The organism is Pandoraea sp. XJJ-1 (genome assembly GCF_026802345.1).
Classification (GTDB): domain Bacteria; phylum Pseudomonadota; class Gammaproteobacteria; order Burkholderiales; family Burkholderiaceae; genus Pandoraea; species Pandoraea cepalis.
In genome coordinates, this window is record NZ_CP113827.1 from 2,813,364 (window position 1) to 2,831,033 (window position 17,670).

Genomic DNA, 17,670 nt, shown 5'->3' on the forward strand with positions numbered 1-17,670 from the left:
CGACCGCCCTGCCCCCGGCGCGAGCCCGGGACACCGTGAGCGGGCCGGCCTCGACCGTCACGCCCCGCGGGTGTCCTGCGCCTGCGCCGTGCGTTGCAGCGGCAGCCGGATATGAAGGACGCCCGCCTCCATCTCCTTGTCCTCGACAAAGCCGAGATGACGGGCGAGGGTCAGCATACGCGTATTTGCCGTGAGCACATAGCCGATCAGTTCCCCGGTGCCGCGCTTGCGGCTGTAGTCGACGATATGCTCCATGAGCGCCCGCCCGAGGCCGCGCCCTTGCGCCTGAGGGCTCACTGTCACGGAGAACTCGGCCACCGTGTTGTCCGGATCGGCGAGCGCCTGCACCACGCCGAGCAGACACGCGTTGCCCGCTTCGTCCTTTTCCGTGGCGACGAACGTCATCGCACGGTCGTAGTCGATCTGCGTCACACGTGCCATCTGCGAATGCGACAGTTCCTTGATCAGGCCGAAGTAACGGAACTGCACGTCCTGTGGCGTGAGCGTGTGGAAGAATGCTTTATAGGCCGGCTCGTCCTCCGGCCGGATCGGACGCACCCGCACCGGCCTGCCTCCCGCATCCACGGTAGACTCCAGTTCCTGCGGATAGGGACGGATCGCCAGGCGCCCGTGGCCCGGCAAGGCAGGCGGCCGCACCACGATACGTGCGTCGAGCGCGAGCACGCCGTGCGCGTCGGCGAACAACGGATTGATGTCGAGCTCCGCGATCTCGGGCACGTCGCACACCAGTTGCGAGAGCTTCACGAGCGTGAGGTAGATGGCTTCGTGATCGGCAGCCGGTCGGTTGCGATAGCCGGCGAGCAGCTTCGCCACGCGCGCGCGCGCCACCATGTCGCGCGCGAGATTGAGGTTGAGCGGCGGCAGACCGATCGTACGATCGGCGATCACTTCCACCGCCGTGCCGCCCTGCCCGAAGAGCAGTACCGGACCGAACACGTTGTCCGTCGCCACCCCGACGATCAATTCGAACGCCTCCGCGCCGTTGGCCATGCGTTGCACGGAATAGCCCGTTACGCGCGCCTCCGGCTTGGCCGCGAGCGCACGCTTGCGAACCTGGCACGCCGCCTCGCGTGCCTGCTCGGCCGATTCGATATTGAGCACCACGCCGCCAACGTCCGACTTGTGCGTGATGTCCGGCGAAATCAGTTTGACCGCGACCGGGAAACCGATCCCTTGCGCCAGTTCGCCCGCTTGCTCGGGGGTCGTGGCGACGAGCGTCTCCACGACCGGAATGCCGTACGCGGCCAACACGCCCTTCGCTTCGGGCTCGGTGAGCAATGCCCGGCCCTCGCCCATGGCGCGCTCGACCATTGCGCGCACGCGGGCCACGTCGGGCGCGAAACCGGGCGGGATCGACGGCGGCGTTTCCATCAGCAGCGACTGGTTGCGACGATAGTTGACGGCTTCCAGAAACGCGCGGGCGGCGTTCTCGGGCGTGTCGTATGTCGGCCATCCGGCTTCGCGGCAAATGCGCCGCGCACGCTCGGCCGTCTCACCGCCCAGCCAGCACGTGAACACGTTCTTCGACGGCTTCGGCAGCGCGGCAAGGCCGTTCGCCACGTCCAGGCTCGGCATGACCGCCGTGGGCGCTTGAATAAACAGCACGGCCGCCGTGTCGGGATCTTCGCACAACGCTTCCAAGGTGGCCGTATAGCGCGCCAGATCGGCATCGCCGCCGATGTCCACCGGGTTCACACGGCCGAGCGTTGTCGGCAGCACGGCGTCGAGGGCGGCGCGCGTCTTGTCGGTCAGATGTGCCAGCTTGCCGCCATCGAGCACGAGGGCGTCGGTGGCCATCACCCCGGCGCCACCGCCGTTGGTCATGATCGACAGCTTGTCTCCGTAGAACGGGCGCAGCCGTGCCAGCGTCTCCACCGCCGCAAACAGGTCGTCGGTCGTGTCGACGCGCAACATGCCCGCCCGCCGGATCGCCGCGTCGTAGACATCGTCCGAGCCCGCCAGTGCCCCTGTATGCGACGCTGCGGCTTGCGCGCCTTCCGGCACCCGCCCCGACTTGATGACGACCACCGGCTTGTTGCGGGCCGCGGCACGTGCGGCGGACATGAACTTGCGCGCGTGCCGAATCGATTCCATGTACATCAGGATGGCGTCCGTGCCGGGATCGCTCGCCAGATAGTCGAGCATGTCGCCGAAGTCCACATCGGCACTGTCGCCCAGCGAGACGAAATGCGAGAAGCCGATCTCGCGCGCATCGGCCCAGTCGAGCACCGCCGTGGTGAGCGCGCCCGATTGCGACACGAAGGCGAGCTTGCCCTCGCGCGCCCCCATATGAGAGAAGCTGGCGTTCAGCCCGATACCGGGACTGAGCAGCCCAATGCAATTCGGTCCAAGGATGCGCAGCACATGCGGCTTCGCATGCTTGAGCATGCGCTCCTGTAGTGTCACGCCGTGGCGATCGCGTTCGCGGGCAAGCCCCGAGGTCAACACCACGACGGCACGCGTGCCGCGATCGCCGAGCTCACGAATCAAGTCGGGCACCGTCGCCGGCGGCGTACAGATCACCGCCAGATCGGGGGCGTGCGGCAATTCGCCGATGTCGCGATAGCACTTGAGATTCGCGAGCGTCGAATACTTCGGGTTGACCGGATAGATCTCGCCCCTGAAGCCGCCGTCGATGACGTTTTTCAGCACCGTCGTGCCCACTCGCCGCTCGCGCAGCGACGCACCAATCACGGCAACCGACTTCGGCGCGAACATCTGGCTCAGATTACGCGTGGTCATGGAAACTCCGGGTGGATCGAGAGGAACGCATGCGAACGCGCGCACCGGGCATGGCCGGGGCGCGCGTTCGTTGTCGCTTCGCGGGCAGGCGGTCTAGCGGGGCTGCGACCGGGCTCCCGCAAGGGCGCCCGTCGTCATCGCCATTAGTCGCCCCGCAGGTGCGCTTCGACCTTCCAGAGATGGTCGTCCACGCCACGCGAGATTTCCGTGAAGACGTCCGACGTCGTGGCGTCGCCGATCTCTGCCGAGGCGTCGATCAGGCCGCGAATGATCTCGCCGTAGGCCGCGAGCGCTTCGGCCAGCGCGGCCGCGTGATCGAGACCGCGTTTGAATTCGTTCTTGTAGACCGGCAGTTCGGTCTTCTCGGCAACGGACTTCACGCGACCGTCGGCCACACCGCCAAGGGCAACCAGGCGTTCCGCACACAGGTCGGCCCATTCGAGGGCCGCGTTGTAGACGTCGTCGAACAGCAAGTGCAGCTCGATGAAGCCCGGACCGTGCACGTTCCAGTGCGCTTGCTTGGCCTGCCGCTGGACGTCGATGCCGTTGACCAGTCCGCGATTCAGCAGGTTGACCGATTCGATACGAATCTTTTCACCGAGGGTGTTACGCGTATGATTCAGAGCCATTTCACACTCCTGACGTCTGGCAGCCCGCGGGCTGCCGGGGAAGGCGTCGACATCGGGGCGTCGCAGACCACCCCATGCGGACGAAGGGAACCGCGCAAGACTCGGCACCTCGGCGTGACCACGTCAGCCGATGTCCGAGCGGGATTGCGACGCGCCGTGCGTGACGCCCCGCAACGTGAAGCCTGCCATCACCGACGACACCTACAGGCACAGGGGCCGCAGCGCGATGGCCTATATCACACCGTTGGCGCAAAGGATGTCCGATGCATAGCACCAAGTCATTCTAGAGACTGCTTACTTTCGAGATCAAGTGAAATATGCGCGTCGTCGAGTGCCATCCTCACGCGCTTTGATTGACATCATCGCGCCGCCATTTTCTCGTCGCGCCAGCACTCGCCTCCGCGGGAATTTCGCCTTGCCAACGCCGCCAGCAACGAGGCAACCGCTCATCCATGGGATGAAACTTGCGCCATTGCGTTCCCCAGACGATGTCGACGGGGACAGCGCCGTGCGCACTGCGTCATGCTGATACATGCGCTTTGCGCGTATTCGGTCGATACGTGACGTGCGGCGTCCCGCCGTGAAGATGGGATGATTCCGAAAGCCTTTCGTCAACGCCGAAATCAGGCAAATACCTTCATAGACTACGTAAAAAGCGGCCGCGAAGGACGTTAGAACAGACGCGATTTGCGTAGTTCCCGAGTCTCACTTCCGCAACCTCCCATAGGACTCCAAAGGAGAATGACGATGCATCGATCTCTACTGTGCCTGGCCCTTTCCGGAATCGTCTACCTGCTGGCGCACGGCGCGCCGGCACGCGCCGCCGTCTATACCAACGGGTCGGCGACGGCGCAAATGCGAGTGCAATTGACGATTCTCCCTGGCTGTACCATTGCCGCCACACCGATGACGTTCAACGCGGTGCAGGGATCCGCGACCGGACCGGTGGCAAGTACGTCGTCGCTGAGCGTGACCTGCACGGCGACGACGGGGTACAACATCGGGCTGAATGCCGGTACGGTGCCGAACTCGACGGAGGCGGATCGTCTGCTGGCGGGCACCCTCTCCGGCAATACCACCACCATTCCGTTCGGCCTCTATCAGGACGCCGGCTACGCGACGCCGTGGGGCAACACGCAGGGGGCGAATACGTTGAGCGATTCGGGCACCGGCGCGGTGAAGGTGCATACGGTCTACGGACAAGCGACGCTCTCGGCCACGATGCCGGCCCCGGACGCCTATTCGTCGACGGTCACCGCCACGGTGTACTTCTGAGAAACGGGATCGATCATGCGCCCAAGAAGCCCCATGCGCCCCGCCGTTCGCCGCCCAACGGCCTACGCTTGCGGCGGCGCGTTCGTCGCGCTGTTGACGCTGTACGTGACCGACGGCAACGGCGCCACGCTGCAAGTCTCGCCGGTCATCGTCAATTTCCTGCCCACGCAGCCGGCCACCACGCTGACGCTGGGCAACTCCGGCGACGTGCCGATTCACGGTCAGCTCCGGCTGTTTGCGTGGACGCAGCGCCATGGCGACAACGTGCTCACCCCGAGCGACGCGCTCGTCGCCAGCCCGCCGATCCTGCGCATCGAACCCGGCGAGCGGCAGATCGTGCGGCTCGTGCGCATGGCGCAGGTCGCCGAGCCGCAAGAGCAGAGCTACCGGCTACTCGTCGACGAACTGCCCTCCACCGGTGCCACGCCGGTCGAGGGCATCTCGATCCGCCTGCGTTACTCCTTGCCGGTGTTCGTGCAGGCAAGCGATGCGCGGGCGCCGTCGTTGCGCTTCGATGTGCGCATCACCCAAGGCGAACTGGAGGTGCACAACGATGGCGAACGGCATGCGCAACTTGGCGCCACGCGCGTGCTGGACGCCTCCGGGCGCAGCGTCCAGTTGACGCGCGGCCTGCTCGGTTATGTCCTCGCGGGGCAGACGCGCCGCTTCGCCGTGCGTTGGCCCGCTGGCGCCCCGCCAGTTGCGCCGTTCACGGTCGAGTCGCGCGTCGACGCCGTACCGATGCGCTTTGCCGCGGGCACCGCGTCGGATGGCGAGCGCTAAGCGTGTCCGCCGGGGCCGTGCCGCCACCCTCTCGACTCCCCGGGTCTGTCACTCGCGAACTCCCGGGGCGCAGGGTTGGAGCGGCGCCACGTCCGGAGCGGTGGCTACGGCGCTCGCCACGTCGATGGCGCTCGGCGCGGCCGCCTTCGGCAAGGCCGGCGATGCGCACGCTGCCGCTGCTGCGACGGTGTCGGAGGATGGACCAGCCGCAACCTCTGCACCGGACGCCGCAGGCACCGCGCGGTTCGACAATGCCGCGGTGTCTGACACGGCCACGCCGTCTGCGCAGCGCGCCGGCAGCGTGTCCCGCCTTGACGGAACTTATGTGCTGGAGGTCATCGTCAATGGCGAGTCGACCGGCCGGATCGGGCCGTTTTTGCGTCGGAAGGGGCGATGGTTCGTGCGAGCAGGCGATCTGCGCCTGCTCGGCTTGACCTCGCCCCAACTGCCACCACGCGACGCGACCGACGTCGCGCTCGATTCGCTCGACGGCGTGCGTGCGACGTACGACGCCGCACACCAGACGCTCGCCCTGCAAGTCGGCGACGCGTGGCTCACGCCCTATGCGTTAGGCCGTGCGCCCCCAGTCTTCATGGCCGCGACGTCCGGCACGGGCGTGCTGATCAATTACGACGGGTATGTGCAGCGGGACCGGTTCACGCGGGCGTCCGTCTGGAGCGAAGTTCGCGGCTTCTGGCCCGGCGGCACCGTGCGTCAGACAGGGCTGGCGGAGCACTCCGCCTGGCGCCACGGCTATCGGCGCTACGACACATGGTGGCAGCACGATGACCCGGCCCGATTGACGACCTGGGTGGCGGGTGATCTCATCACCGGCTCGCTCGCGTGGACGCGCTCGCTGCGCATTGCCGGCCTGCAATGGCGGCGCAACTTCAGCCTGCGTCCGGACCTCGTCACCTTCCCGATACCGACGCTGCACGGCAGCGCTGTGGTGCCGTCGTCGGTCGACGTCTATCTCGATGGTGTGCGCCGCATGAGCGGACACGTGCCGCCCGGACCGTTCGTCATTCAGGATGCCCCCGGTCTGACCGGCGACCTGCAGGCGAGTGTCGTGACGCGCGACGCGCTCGGACGCGAGCGGGTCACCACCGTCCCGCTCTACATCGACCCTCGGCGGCTGGCCAGCGGCTTGTCGAGCTTTTCAGTGGAAGCGGGCCTGCCGCGCGACGATTACGGCGTGCGCTCATTCTCGTATCGACGCCACCCTGTGGCGTCGGTGACCGCGCGCTATGGCGCGACCGACGCCGTCACGGTGGAAGCGCAGGCACAAGCCGGCCGCCGACTCGCGCTGGGCGGCGCAGGCGCCCTGATGGCGCTCGGCCAGATGGGCGTCGTCAGCGCGTCGGCCGCGATCTCGGGCGGCCGGGGCACCGGCACACAGTGGAGCGCGGGATACCAATACCTATCGCGACGGATCGGCGTCGACGTGCAAATGATCCGGACCACCGGACGTTATCGTGATATCGCGTCGCTCGACGGTGCGCCCGCGCCACGCGCCAGCGACCGCGTGAGTGTGTCCGTGCCGTTCGGACGCAGCCGCACGGCCTCGCTTGCCTGGTTTTCACAGCGCGTGCCGGGCCAGCCGGCCACCCGCGTGCTGTCGGCCAGCCTCGCACTGCCGGCGGGCACGCGCGGCATGTTCTCCGTCGGCGGATATCGCGACTTCGCTCGCCACCGCGTCCATGGGGTGTTTGCCATGCTGAGCGTGTTGCTCGGCGGCGGCGCGCTGGGTAGCGTGTCGTTCAACCAGCAGGACGGGCAGACGCAGGCATCGGTGGGTGCCAGCCGTGCCCCGGACTACAGTGGTGGCTGGGGTTGGCAGGTCATTGGCGGACGCGCCTTCTCGCAACGCACCGTGCAAGGCGAATTGCAGTATCTCGGGCGACACGGCCAGATCTCCGCCCTCGCGCAACAGGTGGGACGACGTACCGGCACCGCCCTCGGCATGACCGGCGCGCTGGTCGTCATGGACAACAGCGTGCACGCGACACGGCGCACCTACGATGCGTTCGCCCTCGTGAGCGCCGATCGACAGGTCGACGTGCCGGTGCTGCGCGAATCGGTGCCCATCGGCCGCACCGATTCGCGCGGCTACTATTTCGTGCCGGATCTGAATGGCTTCGAAGCCGCGCGCATCGGCATCGACCCCATGCAGCTACCGGTCGATATGGAAGTGCTGACGACCGAGCGCCGCATTGCGCCTCAGGCGGGAAGCGGCGTGCTGGTGCGTTTCCCGGTGCGGCGCTATCGTGCGGCGCTTGTCACCCTCACAGGCGCCACGGGCCAGCCGCTGCGCCCCGGGACGGCGGTGCGCCATGTGCAGAGCGGCGTCGCGACGGTGGTCGGCTATGACGGGGACGTCTTTGTCGATGCCCTTGCGCCGATCAACACCCTGGAGTCCCGAGACGCTGGGCAGCGCTGCCGCGTCTCGTTCGAATGGGCCGCGCCCGCCGAAGGCCGCATCGCCCGCATCGGTCCGCTGGCCTGCGTCGCATTCGGCACGCTCGCCAACGAGCGCCCGGCGCCCTTTGGCCCCGTCCCCGTCCGCTGGGGACAGGAGGATCCGTCATGACCCCTCCCACCGGGACCCTGCCGACGCGGCGGCGCCCGATCGCGGCCGCCGGTGTCGCATTCCTGTGCGCGTACGCGCAGGCGCAGACTTGTTCGGTGGGGGCACCGACGCTCGCGTTCGCGGCCTTCAGTCCGATCTCCGGCGCCGCGCTCTCGGCAACGGGCACGGTGCCCATTTCGTGCACGTGGCCGTTGCTCGGCGGCAGCGCCAACGTCAAGGTGTGTCTCGCACTGAATGCGAGTCAGCCCCTTGCGCTGACGAACGCGGGCGATACCATCAATTTCGGTCTCTATGTCGATCCCTCATTCGCCAACCCATGGGGAGGCGGTCCGAGTCAGGCGATCGCGTTCACGATGACCCGCAACCTTCTGGGCGGGACGGTGACACAGAACGTCAATGTCTACGGGAGAATCGCAGCGGCGCAGACCACGGTGCCCACGTCCGGCAACGGCAACACGGTCTACACGCGGACATTCACGTCGGCCGACACGAGCCTGCACTATGCGCCCTACGGCCCGCTGTCGCCCGTCCCGGACTGCGGCAGCGCCATGACCGCCGTGCCGGGCACGCCGTTCACCGTGAACGTGAGCGTCATCAACAACTGCACGATCGCCGCGACGAACATCACGTTCGCCACGCAAACGGCGCTCGACCGCCCGGTGACCGGTGCGGGCCAGCTTATGGTGCAATGCACGCAAAACGACGCGTATCGCGTCAGCCTGTCCGGCGGGCTGCTGGGCACGGTCACGTCGCGCCTGATGGCTGGCGAGACCGGCGCCAACGTCGCCTATCAACTCTACTTGGACAGTGGTTACGCCACGATCTGGGGGGATGGCTCATCGGGCACGTCGCCACTGACCGGCATCGGCACCGGCCTCGTTCAGTTCATTCCGATCTACGCGCGCGTGCCGTCGCAATCGACACCGGCCCCCGGCGTCTACACGGACACGGTGACAGCAACGATTCAATTCTGAGACGGCGGCGAACCGCCGTCGGCGCACGATCAGATCGCGTCGGCGCGCGGCGGCTTGAGCGGCAGCACCTGAATGCGGTCGCCCTGCTTCACACCCAGCGCCTGCGCCGCGAGCGGGCTGAGCGCGAACGCGCGTCGCTCGGGACGCCCCGTGACGAGCGTGGCGCGAAAGCCGTCCAGCCCGAGGCACGCCACGAGGTAGGGTTCCGCGTTGGGGACGGCCGGCGCCGCCCCCTCGTCCTGACCGGCCGTGCCTGTGAGGGTCACGCTGAGATAACGGCTGTCGCGTGCGGCGCGCAAGTCGGCCACGCGCGCTTCGAGTACCGGGCCGCTGTCGAAGATGTCGACATGTGCCCCGGAGCGCATGCCCTCCTGTTCCAGCAACCGGCGCGCCGGAAGCGTATCGCGATGCGTGACCCCGATGGCGGCCTGCGCCGGCGGGGAGAGAAAGTCGACGTAGATCGGGTACTTCGGCATCAACTCGGCCACAAACGACTTCTTGCCGATCGAGGTGAGGTAATCCGCCTGATCGAAATCGATCTTGAAGAAATGCTGCCCGAGCGACTGCCAGAACGGACTCTGCCCGTTGTCGTCGAAAAAACCGCGCAGCTCGGCACACACATGCGGACCGAAACGCTCGGGGAACTGCGCCATGAACAGAAAACGCGCCTTCGAGAGCAGTGCGCCATTGCCATGTCCGCGCCACGAAGGATCGAGCAGCAACGAGCACAGTTCGCTATAACCGGTGAGGTCGTTCGAGAGCGAGAGCGTCAGCATTCGCGACCAGACGTTCAGCTCGCGACTCGCATGCACGATCGTATCCTTGCGATACGTATAGAACGGTTGCTCCAGCCCGACTGCGGCCTCCAGACCGCACACGCCGGCGATCTCGCCGGAGGTGACGTCTTCCATCACGAACAGATACCCTTGCTCTGCCGTGGGGGCTTGCCCCGCCAAGGTAGCGGCAACGCGGGCCAGGCGCGCCTCGAGCGCCGCTTCATCAGGCTTGAATGACGTCATGCCGGGGCCAGCCTGCGCCGCCAGCTTCAACAGCGCGGGAAGATCGCCGCGACGCGCCAGGCGCACGACGCGCAGCGAGGTCGTCGCTGCCGCGTCGGGCGAGTCCGTGTCGGCGGCCGGGGGCGTCGCCATGGTCGATTGACGGGTCATGAGCACCTTCCGCGAATTGAGTAAAACAAAGGCCGGAGCGACGTCATCCGTCGGTCCGGCCCGAAGTCCTGCATACCGTCAGGTCGTGACGTCGGCCGGTGCGATCAGATCGCCTTCACCGTCGCCGCCACGACCGCGACCGCCTTCTCCAGCGACGCGAGACCGGCGTCGATATCGGCGAACGGAATGTTCAGCGACGGCGCAAAGCGCACCACGTCGCCCCCGGCCACAAGCACCATCAAACCGTGCTTTTCGGATTCCGCCACGATGTCCTTCGCGCGACCAGCGAATGCCGGCTTGAGCACCGCGCCGATCAACAGCCCCATGCCGCGCACGTGGTCGAACACGCCATGACGCGCGTTGATCGCCTCGATGCCCTTGATGAAATGATCGTGACGCGCCTTCACGCCGTTGAGCGTCTCCGCCGTGTTGATCAGTTCCAGCACACGCCCGGCGATGGCCGTGGCAAGCGGATTACCGCCGTACGTGCAGCCATGCGTGCCGGGCGAGAAGCTCGCGGCGATCTTGTTCGTGGTGAGCATGCCGCCAATCGGATACCCATTGCCCAGTGCCTTGGCGGTGGTCAGAATATCCGGCGTCACGCCGTATTGCTCATACGCGTACAGCGTGCCGGTGCGGCCGACGCCCGTCTGCACTTCATCGAAAATCAGCAAGGCGTTGTGCTTGTCGCACAGCGCGCGCAGGCCCTGCAAGAATTCCGGATCGGCGGGCAGCACGCCGCCCTCGCCTTGCACCGGCTCGACGATGACCGCCGCCGTAGCGTCCGAAATGGTCGCCTCGACGGTCGCCAGGTCGTTGTACGGCAGGTGCATGATGCCGGCCGGGATCGGGCCGAACCCTTCGGTGTATTTCGCCTGACCGCCAACGCTCACGGTGAAGAGCGAGCGGCCGTGGAACGAGTTGTAGAACGAAATGATCTCGCTCTTTTCCTTGCCGCCGCGCTCGGCCGCATGGTCGTAGGCGTAGCGGCGCGCGAGCTTGAGTGCCGCTTCGTTGGCTTCAAGGCCCGAATTGCAGAAGAACGCCTTGTCGGCGAACGTGGCGTCGGTCAGAGCCGTGGCCAGACGCAGCACCGGCTCGTTGGTGTAGCCGTTGCCGATGTGCCAGACCTTGCGCGCCTGCGCTTCGATGACCTTCACCAGTTCGGGGTTGGCGTGGCCAAGCGCATTGACCGCGATGCCGCCGGTGAAATCGACATACTCGCGACCCTGCTGGTCCCACATGCGCGAGCCTTCGCCGCGCACGGGCACCATCTGGGCAGGAGCGTAATTGGGCACCATCACGTCGTCGAACGTCTGGCGGGTCACAGCGATTGGCTGGCTCATGACTACCTCGTGAAATCGGAGTGCAATCGTCGATTGCGGGGCAGGCCTGGACAAAGGTCACTGCCCTGTGAAAAGAACCTGGCTGGGGGCTCAGGGGGCCGGCGGCGCGCCAATGCCGGACGGCAATGGCACTTGGCGCGCGTACCCTCGCATTGTAATCAGATGCGGCCCTCGGATATACCTCCGCGGGCCTCGCCATCGTGAGAATTACAGGACTTTGCGCAAGAATTCGCGCGTGCGCTCGTGCTTCGGGGCCGAGAAAATCTGCTCCGGCTTGCCTTCTTCCATGATCACGCCCTGATCGATGAACAGGACGCGGTCGGAGACTTCACGGGCAAACCCCATTTCGTGGGTCACAACGACCATCGTCATGCCTTCGTCGGCCAGCGACTTCATGACTTCGAGCACTTCGCCCACCAGCTCCGGATCAAGCGCCGAGGTCGGCTCGTCGAAGAGCATGACCTTGGGCTGCATCGCGAGCGCACGGGCAATCGCCACGCGCTGCTGCTGACCGCCGGAGAGCTGGTTCGGGAACGCATCGATCTTGTCGATCAGGCCGACCTTGCGCAGCAGTTGCTCGGCGATGGTCACGGCCTCGCCACGCTTGATGCCGTTGACCTGCATCGGCGCGAGGATCAGGTTCTCGAGCACCGTCATGTGCGGAAACAGGTTGAAACGCTGAAACACCATGCCCACGCTCGCGCGCATGGCGTTCATGTCCGTCTTCGGGTCTTCCACGTGAAAACCGTTGACGAGCACTTCACCGCCGCTCACGTCTTCCAGGCCGTTCAGGCAGCGCAGGAACGTGCTCTTGCCAGAGCCCGACGGCCCGATCACACACACGACTTCGCTCTCTTCGATGCGGCACGAAATGCCGCGCAGTACGTGCGCCTCGCCGTACTGCTTCTGCAGGTTATTGACGACGATCACCTTTGCCGTACCTCGATTCCAGATGTTGAACAAATGCCGACAGCACCAGCGTGATCACCCAGTAGATGAGCGAAATCGTCAGATACGGCTCCCAGTAGCGAGCGTATGCCCCCGATACTGTGCGCGCGGCATACGCCAGTTCCGCCAGACCGATGGCCGACGCCAGCGACGAATCCTTCACGATCGCAATGGCGTTGTTGCCCAGCGGCGGCAGCATGCGGCGAAAGGCCTGCGGCAGCACGACCTTGCGCAACGTCTGCATATAGGTCATGCCCAGCGAGCGCGCGGCTTCCGCCTGCCCACGATCGATCGACTGAATCCCGGCGCGGAAAATTTCGGACACGTAGGCCCCCGCGTTCAGCGAGATGGCCAGCACCGCCGACATGAAGGCGCCGTATTGCGAACGGATTTCCCGCGCGAGGTCGCCACTCACGAGCAACCCTTCCGAGGGGTTGATCAGCACCGGCATCAGCGCGAAGTGAATCAGCAGAATCTGCACAAACAGCGGCGTGCCGCGGAAAAAACTGACGTAGAAGCGCACCGGGTATTGCACCGCGTAGCGCAGGAAATACTTATAGAAGCCGTGACGCGCTTCGGCCAGTCGGCCGACGCCCAGCACGAGCCCAAGTAACGTGCCGGCGATCACGCAGATCACCGTGCACTTGAGCGTCATCAGCGTGCCCTCGACGAACAGGGGCATGTATTCGCTGATGATGTTCCACTGGAACCCACCCATGAAGCACCTTTCTCACAAAATGAAACGAACCGGCGGGCCGGCAGAAAAACGCTCGCGGCCCGGGGGTTGACGTCGGAAGTCGACGATCAGCTCACGGGCCGCGAGTGGCCAGGTCTCTGGCGAGCGTGGCGCGAATCTTACACGCGTTGCTTACTGTTGCGGCAGCGACGGCACGTCGGCGTCGAACCACTGCTTGTAGATCTTGGCGTAGGTGCCGTCGGCCACGATCTTCTTCAGACCGGTGTTGATCTTGTCGAGCGCGACCTTATTGCCCTTCTTCACGGCGATGCCGAAGTACTGGCGCTTGAACTTGCTGTCGTAGACCAGCTTGAACGGCTTTTCCGGATGGCTCTTGATGTAGAACTTGATGACGCCTACGTCACCCACGGCGGCGTCAACACCCCCGCGATACAGCTCTTCGAGCATCAGCGGCGTATTGTCGAAGCGGCGGATCGCGGTGCTCGTGCGGCCCAGTTCTTCCGACACGGAAATGTCGCCGGTGCTCGAGTTGACCACCCCCACCTGAAGCTTCTTCAGATCGGCCAGACCCGCGACCTTGGCGCCCGGCGAGGTGATGATGACCTGATCGGCCGGGAAATATGGGGCCGAGAAGTCCACCATTTCACGACGCTTGTCGGTAATGGTGATGCCCGAAATGATGATGTCGCGATCGCCCTGGTCGAGCGTGGCGAAGATGCCTTCCCACGGCGTGCTGACCAGCTTCACATTGAACCCTCCGGCCTTGCCGATGGCCTTGATGATGTCGACGTCGAACCCGGCCAGCTCCTTCTGCGGCGTTTCGAACTCGAACGGGCGATACGTACCGCCTGCGCCCACCGTGTACGTGGGATCGGCGGCCTGCGCTGCCGGCAACGCGGCGAAGGTCGTCAGAAAGCAGGCGGCGGCCAGCACGAGGCGCTTCGTCAACATATTGATTTCCTTGGCGAGAATTCTTGAAAGAGCGCAATGATACTCCGCGCCGTCACCGAAATGAAAAAAAGCCACCGCCTCGGTTTAGGACGTTGCGATCTCGCGACGTGCGATCCAATTCCCGTGGGATGAGAATACAAATGCAGGGTTGGCACGCGCCAGTGCCCGCCCGCACGGTCGCGCCTCGCCTGCCGGGCCCGTGCGTCAGAACGCCCCCGCCGCGATGGGGCCTGCCGTCTGGCCGGGACCGAAGACCATATCGCGATACGACTTGCCTGCGGGAATCATCGGATAAACGTCGTCCTCGCGGGCGACGAGGACGTCCAGCAGATACGGCTCGCTCGGGTCTTCGAGCATGCGGGCGAGGGCGGCGGGCAACGCGTCTGCCCGGGTCACACGGGCGCCCGCCACCCCATACCCCGCCGCAATGGTGACGAAGTCCGGATACGGACGCCCGTCGCCAGCCGCGTCCGGCGCGTTCGGGTCGACAAGCGATGACGCGACGCGATTGCGTGCGTAGATCATGTCCTGCCATTGGCGGACCATGCCCAGCCACTGGTTGTTGATGACCAGCACCTTGACGCCCAGCCCATAGCGGCGGCAGGTCGACAGTTCGTTGACGGACATGTTCAGACTGCCGTCGCCGTCGATGTCGATGACCGGGACGTCCGGCAACGCCACTTTGGCACCGATCGCTGCCGGCAAGCCGAAGCCCATCGTGCCGAACCCCGCGCTCGACAGGAACGTGCGCGGCTGGCGAAGTCGCAGGTGCTGCATCGCCCACATCTGGTGCTGTCCGACGCCCGTGGTCACGACCGCTTGCGGCGGCAGAAGCGCCGCGAGTGCCGTGATGACAGCGACGCCCGTCAGCGCGCCCACAGAGTCGGCCTCATTGACCGCATCCGCTGCGCCCTCCTGCCGGAGCGCCCGCAGCGGATGCGCCTCACACCGCTCGCGCAAGTAGGCGTGCCAATCCGGCACGTTGCGGCGCGACGCGTGCGCCAGCAGGCCGGCGAAGGCGTCGCGCAGATCCGCATGCACGCCGAGCGCGACGGGCTTGTTCTTACCGATTTCGGCGGCGTCGACATCGATATGGACGATCGTGGCATGCCGCGCGAACGAGGCCGGATCGCCGATCACCCGGTCGTCGAAACGCACGCCGAGCGCCAGCACAAGGTCGGCTTCATTGACCGCGACGTTGGCCGCGTAGGCGCCATGCATGCCGAGCGGGCCGAGCAGCAACGGATGGTTGTCGGGCATCGCACCCAGCCCCATCATCGTGAGCGCCACCGGGCAATCGAGCGCTTCGGCCAGTGCCACGAGCTGCGACCCGGTCCCCGAGGCGATGACGCCGCCCCCGGCGTAGATCACCGGGCGCTCGCTTCGGGCAAGCAAGGCCGCGATCCGTTGGGCGGTCTCGTCGCTCATGCCCGCCGGCACCGGCGCTGTGACACGCTTGTCGGTCGGATGATCGGGACGCGCCTGTTGAATATCCTTCGGAAAATCGAGCAAGACAGGCCCTGGCCGCCCCGCCATGGCGCAGGCGGACGCTTCGCGCAACGCGGCGGGAATGTCCCGCGCCTCTCGGACCTGCCGGGCGAGCTTTGTCACCGGCTGGGTGATAGCGACGATGTCGACTTCCTGAAACGCGTTCTTGCCGAGCCAATGCGTGGCGACGTTGCCGGTGATGGCGAGAATCGGCACGGAATCGCTTGCGGCGTCGGCAATGCCCGTGACGAGATTCGTCGCGCCGGGGCCGGAGGTCGCCAGACATACGCCGAGCTTGCCCGTGGCACGCGCATAGCCTTGCGCACCGAAGACCGAGCCTTGTTCGTGCTCTGTTCGTACCAGTGTGATGGCCACACGCGAGAGCGCGTCGAGCATTTCGAGGTTGGCGCCACCGGGATAGCAGAAGACGGTATCCACGCCAATCTCGACCAAGGTCCGCGCAATCAACTCGGCCCCCTTCGCAGACAACGGGGCAACAGGCTGGGCGACGGCGCCGGTCGCGGTTTCGGCAGCGGGGAACGTCAGATCAAGTTTCATGGGTACGTGTATTCCTGCGGGATCCATCGAATCGGGAGGCATTGTGGCGGCGATTAGGCCCAATGAGAACCCAGCTTACCGGGATCGGCCAGCAAATGCTTCGCGTATCGTTGACAAAACGCCATTGATTTCACATGATTCATTCAAATATTCAGGCCATTGAGAATTAATCATGCAAATTGACGAATTCGACGAGAAAATTCTCGCACTGCTTCAAGAAGACGCTTCGCTCTCGGCCGCACAAATCGGCGAGCGCATCGGACTGTCGCAATCGCAGTGCTGGCGTCGCATCGACCGACTCGATGCCGAAGGCGTCATCGAACGACGCGTTGCGCTCGTCGATCGCAAGAAGGTCGGATTGAACGTGATGCTGTTCGCTCACGTAAAACTGGCCGGCCACAATCGCAACGCGCTGCCCGAGTTCTCGAAAGCCATTCAGGATTTTCCGGAAGTGCTCGAATGCCACGTGCTCATGGGCAATGTCGACTTTTTGCTGCGCATCGTCACACGCGATGTCGAGGCTTATGAGCGATTCTTCTTCGAACGTCTTTCGCAATTGCCAATGGTCCAGGAGGTCAACTCGATGATCGCGCTCTCGCAGATCAAGTCGACGACGGTTCTGCCGATCGGCAACGGTAACGAGCGGTGAGGAACGGTGGGGAACGGTGAGGAGCGCCAAGAAGCGGTAACGCGCCGCAGGCGACGCTCAGGCAGGGCGGCCGCGATCGCGGCGAGCCTGCCGACGCGACCTCGCACGCTTCATGACACGACGGTGACCGAATCGTGTCACGATTCCCGCAGTAGACTGCCGACTGCCCTGCCCCGATGGCTGCGGCATGGAGGGCATCCGCGAAGGATATCCTCCCCGTTGGACACCGCCGTCGCGAGCCTCTATGCTTAAGCATTCACTCCAGGAGTCCTGCATGAAACGTTGGTTCGGAATCGCTGCCGCAGCCGCCATTGTCGGGGTGACGGCCTGGTGCTTCATTCCCGCGCACGCCGCCCTGAAGAACGGCACCCCCGCCCCTGTTTTCTCTGCCCAAGCGTCGCTCGGCGGCAAGGTCTTCACGTTCTCGCTGGCCGACGCCCTGAAGAAGGGCCCCGTCGTGTTGTACTTCTATCCGGCCGCGTTCACCGAAGGATGCACGATCGAAGCGCACGACTTCGCGGAGGCCACCGACAAGTTCAAGGCGATGGGCGCCACGGTCATCGGCGTTTCGCACGACAACATCGAAACGCTCAACAAGTTCTCCGTGTCCGAGTGCCGCAGCAAGTTTGCCGTGGCGGCCGACACGGATCAGCGCATCATGCGGGCCTACGACGCCGTGCTTTCGCTCAAACCCGACTATGCCAATCGCGTCTCGTATGTCATTGCCCCCGACGGCAAGGTGATCTACAGCTATGTGAGCCTCGATCCGGATAAACACGTCACCAACACGATGGAAGCGGTTCGCAAATGGCGCGACGCACATCCGTCGTGATCGCGAGATCCACACAGG

General features: G+C 65.4%; 14 protein-coding genes. 6 read left to right on the top strand and 8 right to left on the bottom strand.

Translation table 11 applies throughout. From position 1 onward, the window contains the following. Positions 1 to 57: 57 nt before the first annotated feature. Together OYT13_RS12780 and dps are read right to left on the bottom strand one after the other, a co-directional pair. Positions 58 to 2,763 carry a bifunctional acetate--CoA ligase family protein/GNAT family N-acetyltransferase gene (locus OYT13_RS12780; protein WP_150562963.1) on the bottom strand — a complete coding sequence of 902 codons (2,706 nt, stop codon included), beginning with the start codon at positions 2,761 to 2,763 and terminating at the stop codon, positions 58 to 60. Between the two features lie 143 nt (positions 2,764 to 2,906). Next, positions 2,907 to 3,392 carry a DNA starvation/stationary phase protection protein Dps gene (gene dps, locus OYT13_RS12785; protein WP_017232245.1) on the bottom strand — a complete coding sequence of 162 codons (486 nt, stop codon included), beginning with the start codon at positions 3,390 to 3,392 and terminating at the stop codon, positions 2,907 to 2,909. Between the two features lie 747 nt (positions 3,393 to 4,139). Between dps and OYT13_RS12790 the strand changes: the two genes are divergently transcribed. The 4 genes from OYT13_RS12790 (at position 4,140) to OYT13_RS12805 (ending at position 9,014) form a co-directional block, all read left to right on the top strand. Further along, positions 4,140 to 4,667, top strand: coding sequence for a Csu type fimbrial protein (locus OYT13_RS12790; protein ID WP_268566344.1), 528 nt, complete (start codon positions 4,140 to 4,142; stop codon positions 4,665 to 4,667). Between the two features lie 33 nt (positions 4,668 to 4,700). Next, the gene (locus OYT13_RS12795; RefSeq protein ID WP_017232248.1) at positions 4,701 to 5,450 is read left to right on the top strand and encodes a fimbrial biogenesis chaperone; all 750 of its coding nucleotides are present in this window, start codon (positions 4,701 to 4,703) and stop codon (positions 5,448 to 5,450) included. A 100-nt stretch (positions 5,451 to 5,550) separates the two neighbouring features. Next, the gene (locus tag OYT13_RS12800) at positions 5,551 to 8,040 is read left to right on the top strand and encodes a fimbria/pilus outer membrane usher protein (RefSeq protein ID WP_268566345.1); all 2,490 of its coding nucleotides are present in this window, start codon (positions 5,551 to 5,553) and stop codon (positions 8,038 to 8,040) included. Then, the gene (locus OYT13_RS12805) at positions 8,037 to 9,014 is read left to right on the top strand and encodes a Csu type fimbrial protein (RefSeq protein ID WP_017234563.1); all 978 of its coding nucleotides are present in this window, start codon (positions 8,037 to 8,039) and stop codon (positions 9,012 to 9,014) included. Before OYT13_RS12800 ends, OYT13_RS12805 begins: the two co-directional genes overlap by 4 nt. 29 nt (positions 9,015 to 9,043) lie before the next feature. On the opposite strand, the gene astA is transcribed toward OYT13_RS12805, so the two are convergent. The 6 genes from astA to ilvB all read right to left on the bottom strand — a co-directional run bounded on the left by astA (position 9,044) and on the right by ilvB (position 16,171). Continuing rightward, positions 9,044 to 10,108 carry an arginine N-succinyltransferase gene (gene astA / locus OYT13_RS12810; protein ID WP_026132063.1) on the bottom strand — a complete coding sequence of 355 codons (1,065 nt, stop codon included), beginning with the start codon at positions 10,106 to 10,108 and terminating at the stop codon, positions 9,044 to 9,046. Positions 10,109 to 10,287: 179 nt separating this feature from the next. Continuing rightward, positions 10,288 to 11,529: an aspartate aminotransferase family protein gene (locus OYT13_RS12815; protein WP_150549997.1), complete on the bottom strand. Its 1,242-nt coding sequence runs from the start codon at positions 11,527 to 11,529 to the stop codon at positions 10,288 to 10,290. 207 nt (positions 11,530 to 11,736) lie between these two features. Continuing rightward, the gene (locus tag OYT13_RS12820) at positions 11,737 to 12,459 is read right to left on the bottom strand and encodes an amino acid ABC transporter ATP-binding protein (RefSeq protein WP_017234560.1); all 723 of its coding nucleotides are present in this window, start codon (positions 12,457 to 12,459) and stop codon (positions 11,737 to 11,739) included. Further along, a complete protein-coding gene (locus OYT13_RS12825) occupies positions 12,443 to 13,195 on the bottom strand; it encodes an amino acid ABC transporter permease (protein WP_017234559.1) in 753 nt (250 codons plus the stop codon). Before OYT13_RS12825 ends, OYT13_RS12820 begins: the two co-directional genes overlap by 17 nt. 150 nt (positions 13,196 to 13,345) lie before the next feature. Next, complete coding sequence (locus OYT13_RS12830) at positions 13,346 to 14,125, bottom strand: basic amino acid ABC transporter substrate-binding protein (protein ID WP_017234558.1); 780 nt, start codon at positions 14,123 to 14,125, stop codon at positions 13,346 to 13,348. A gap of 204 nt (positions 14,126 to 14,329) precedes the next feature. Continuing rightward, a complete protein-coding gene (gene ilvB, locus OYT13_RS12835) occupies positions 14,330 to 16,171 on the bottom strand; it encodes a biosynthetic-type acetolactate synthase large subunit (RefSeq protein ID WP_268566346.1) in 1,842 nt (613 codons plus the stop codon). 172 nt (positions 16,172 to 16,343) lie between these two features. Here ilvB and OYT13_RS12840 point away from each other — a divergent pair, with 172 nt between their 5' ends. Both OYT13_RS12840 and OYT13_RS12845 read left to right on the top strand, forming a co-directional pair. Then, positions 16,344 to 16,820: an Lrp/AsnC family transcriptional regulator gene (locus tag OYT13_RS12840; protein WP_017234556.1), complete on the top strand. Its 477-nt coding sequence runs from the start codon at positions 16,344 to 16,346 to the stop codon at positions 16,818 to 16,820. 274 nt (positions 16,821 to 17,094) lie between these two features. Beyond that, entirely contained in the window at positions 17,095 to 17,652 is a 558-nt protein-coding gene (locus tag OYT13_RS12845) for a peroxiredoxin (protein ID WP_017234555.1), read from the top strand. Positions 17,653 to 17,670 lie beyond the last annotated feature (18 nt).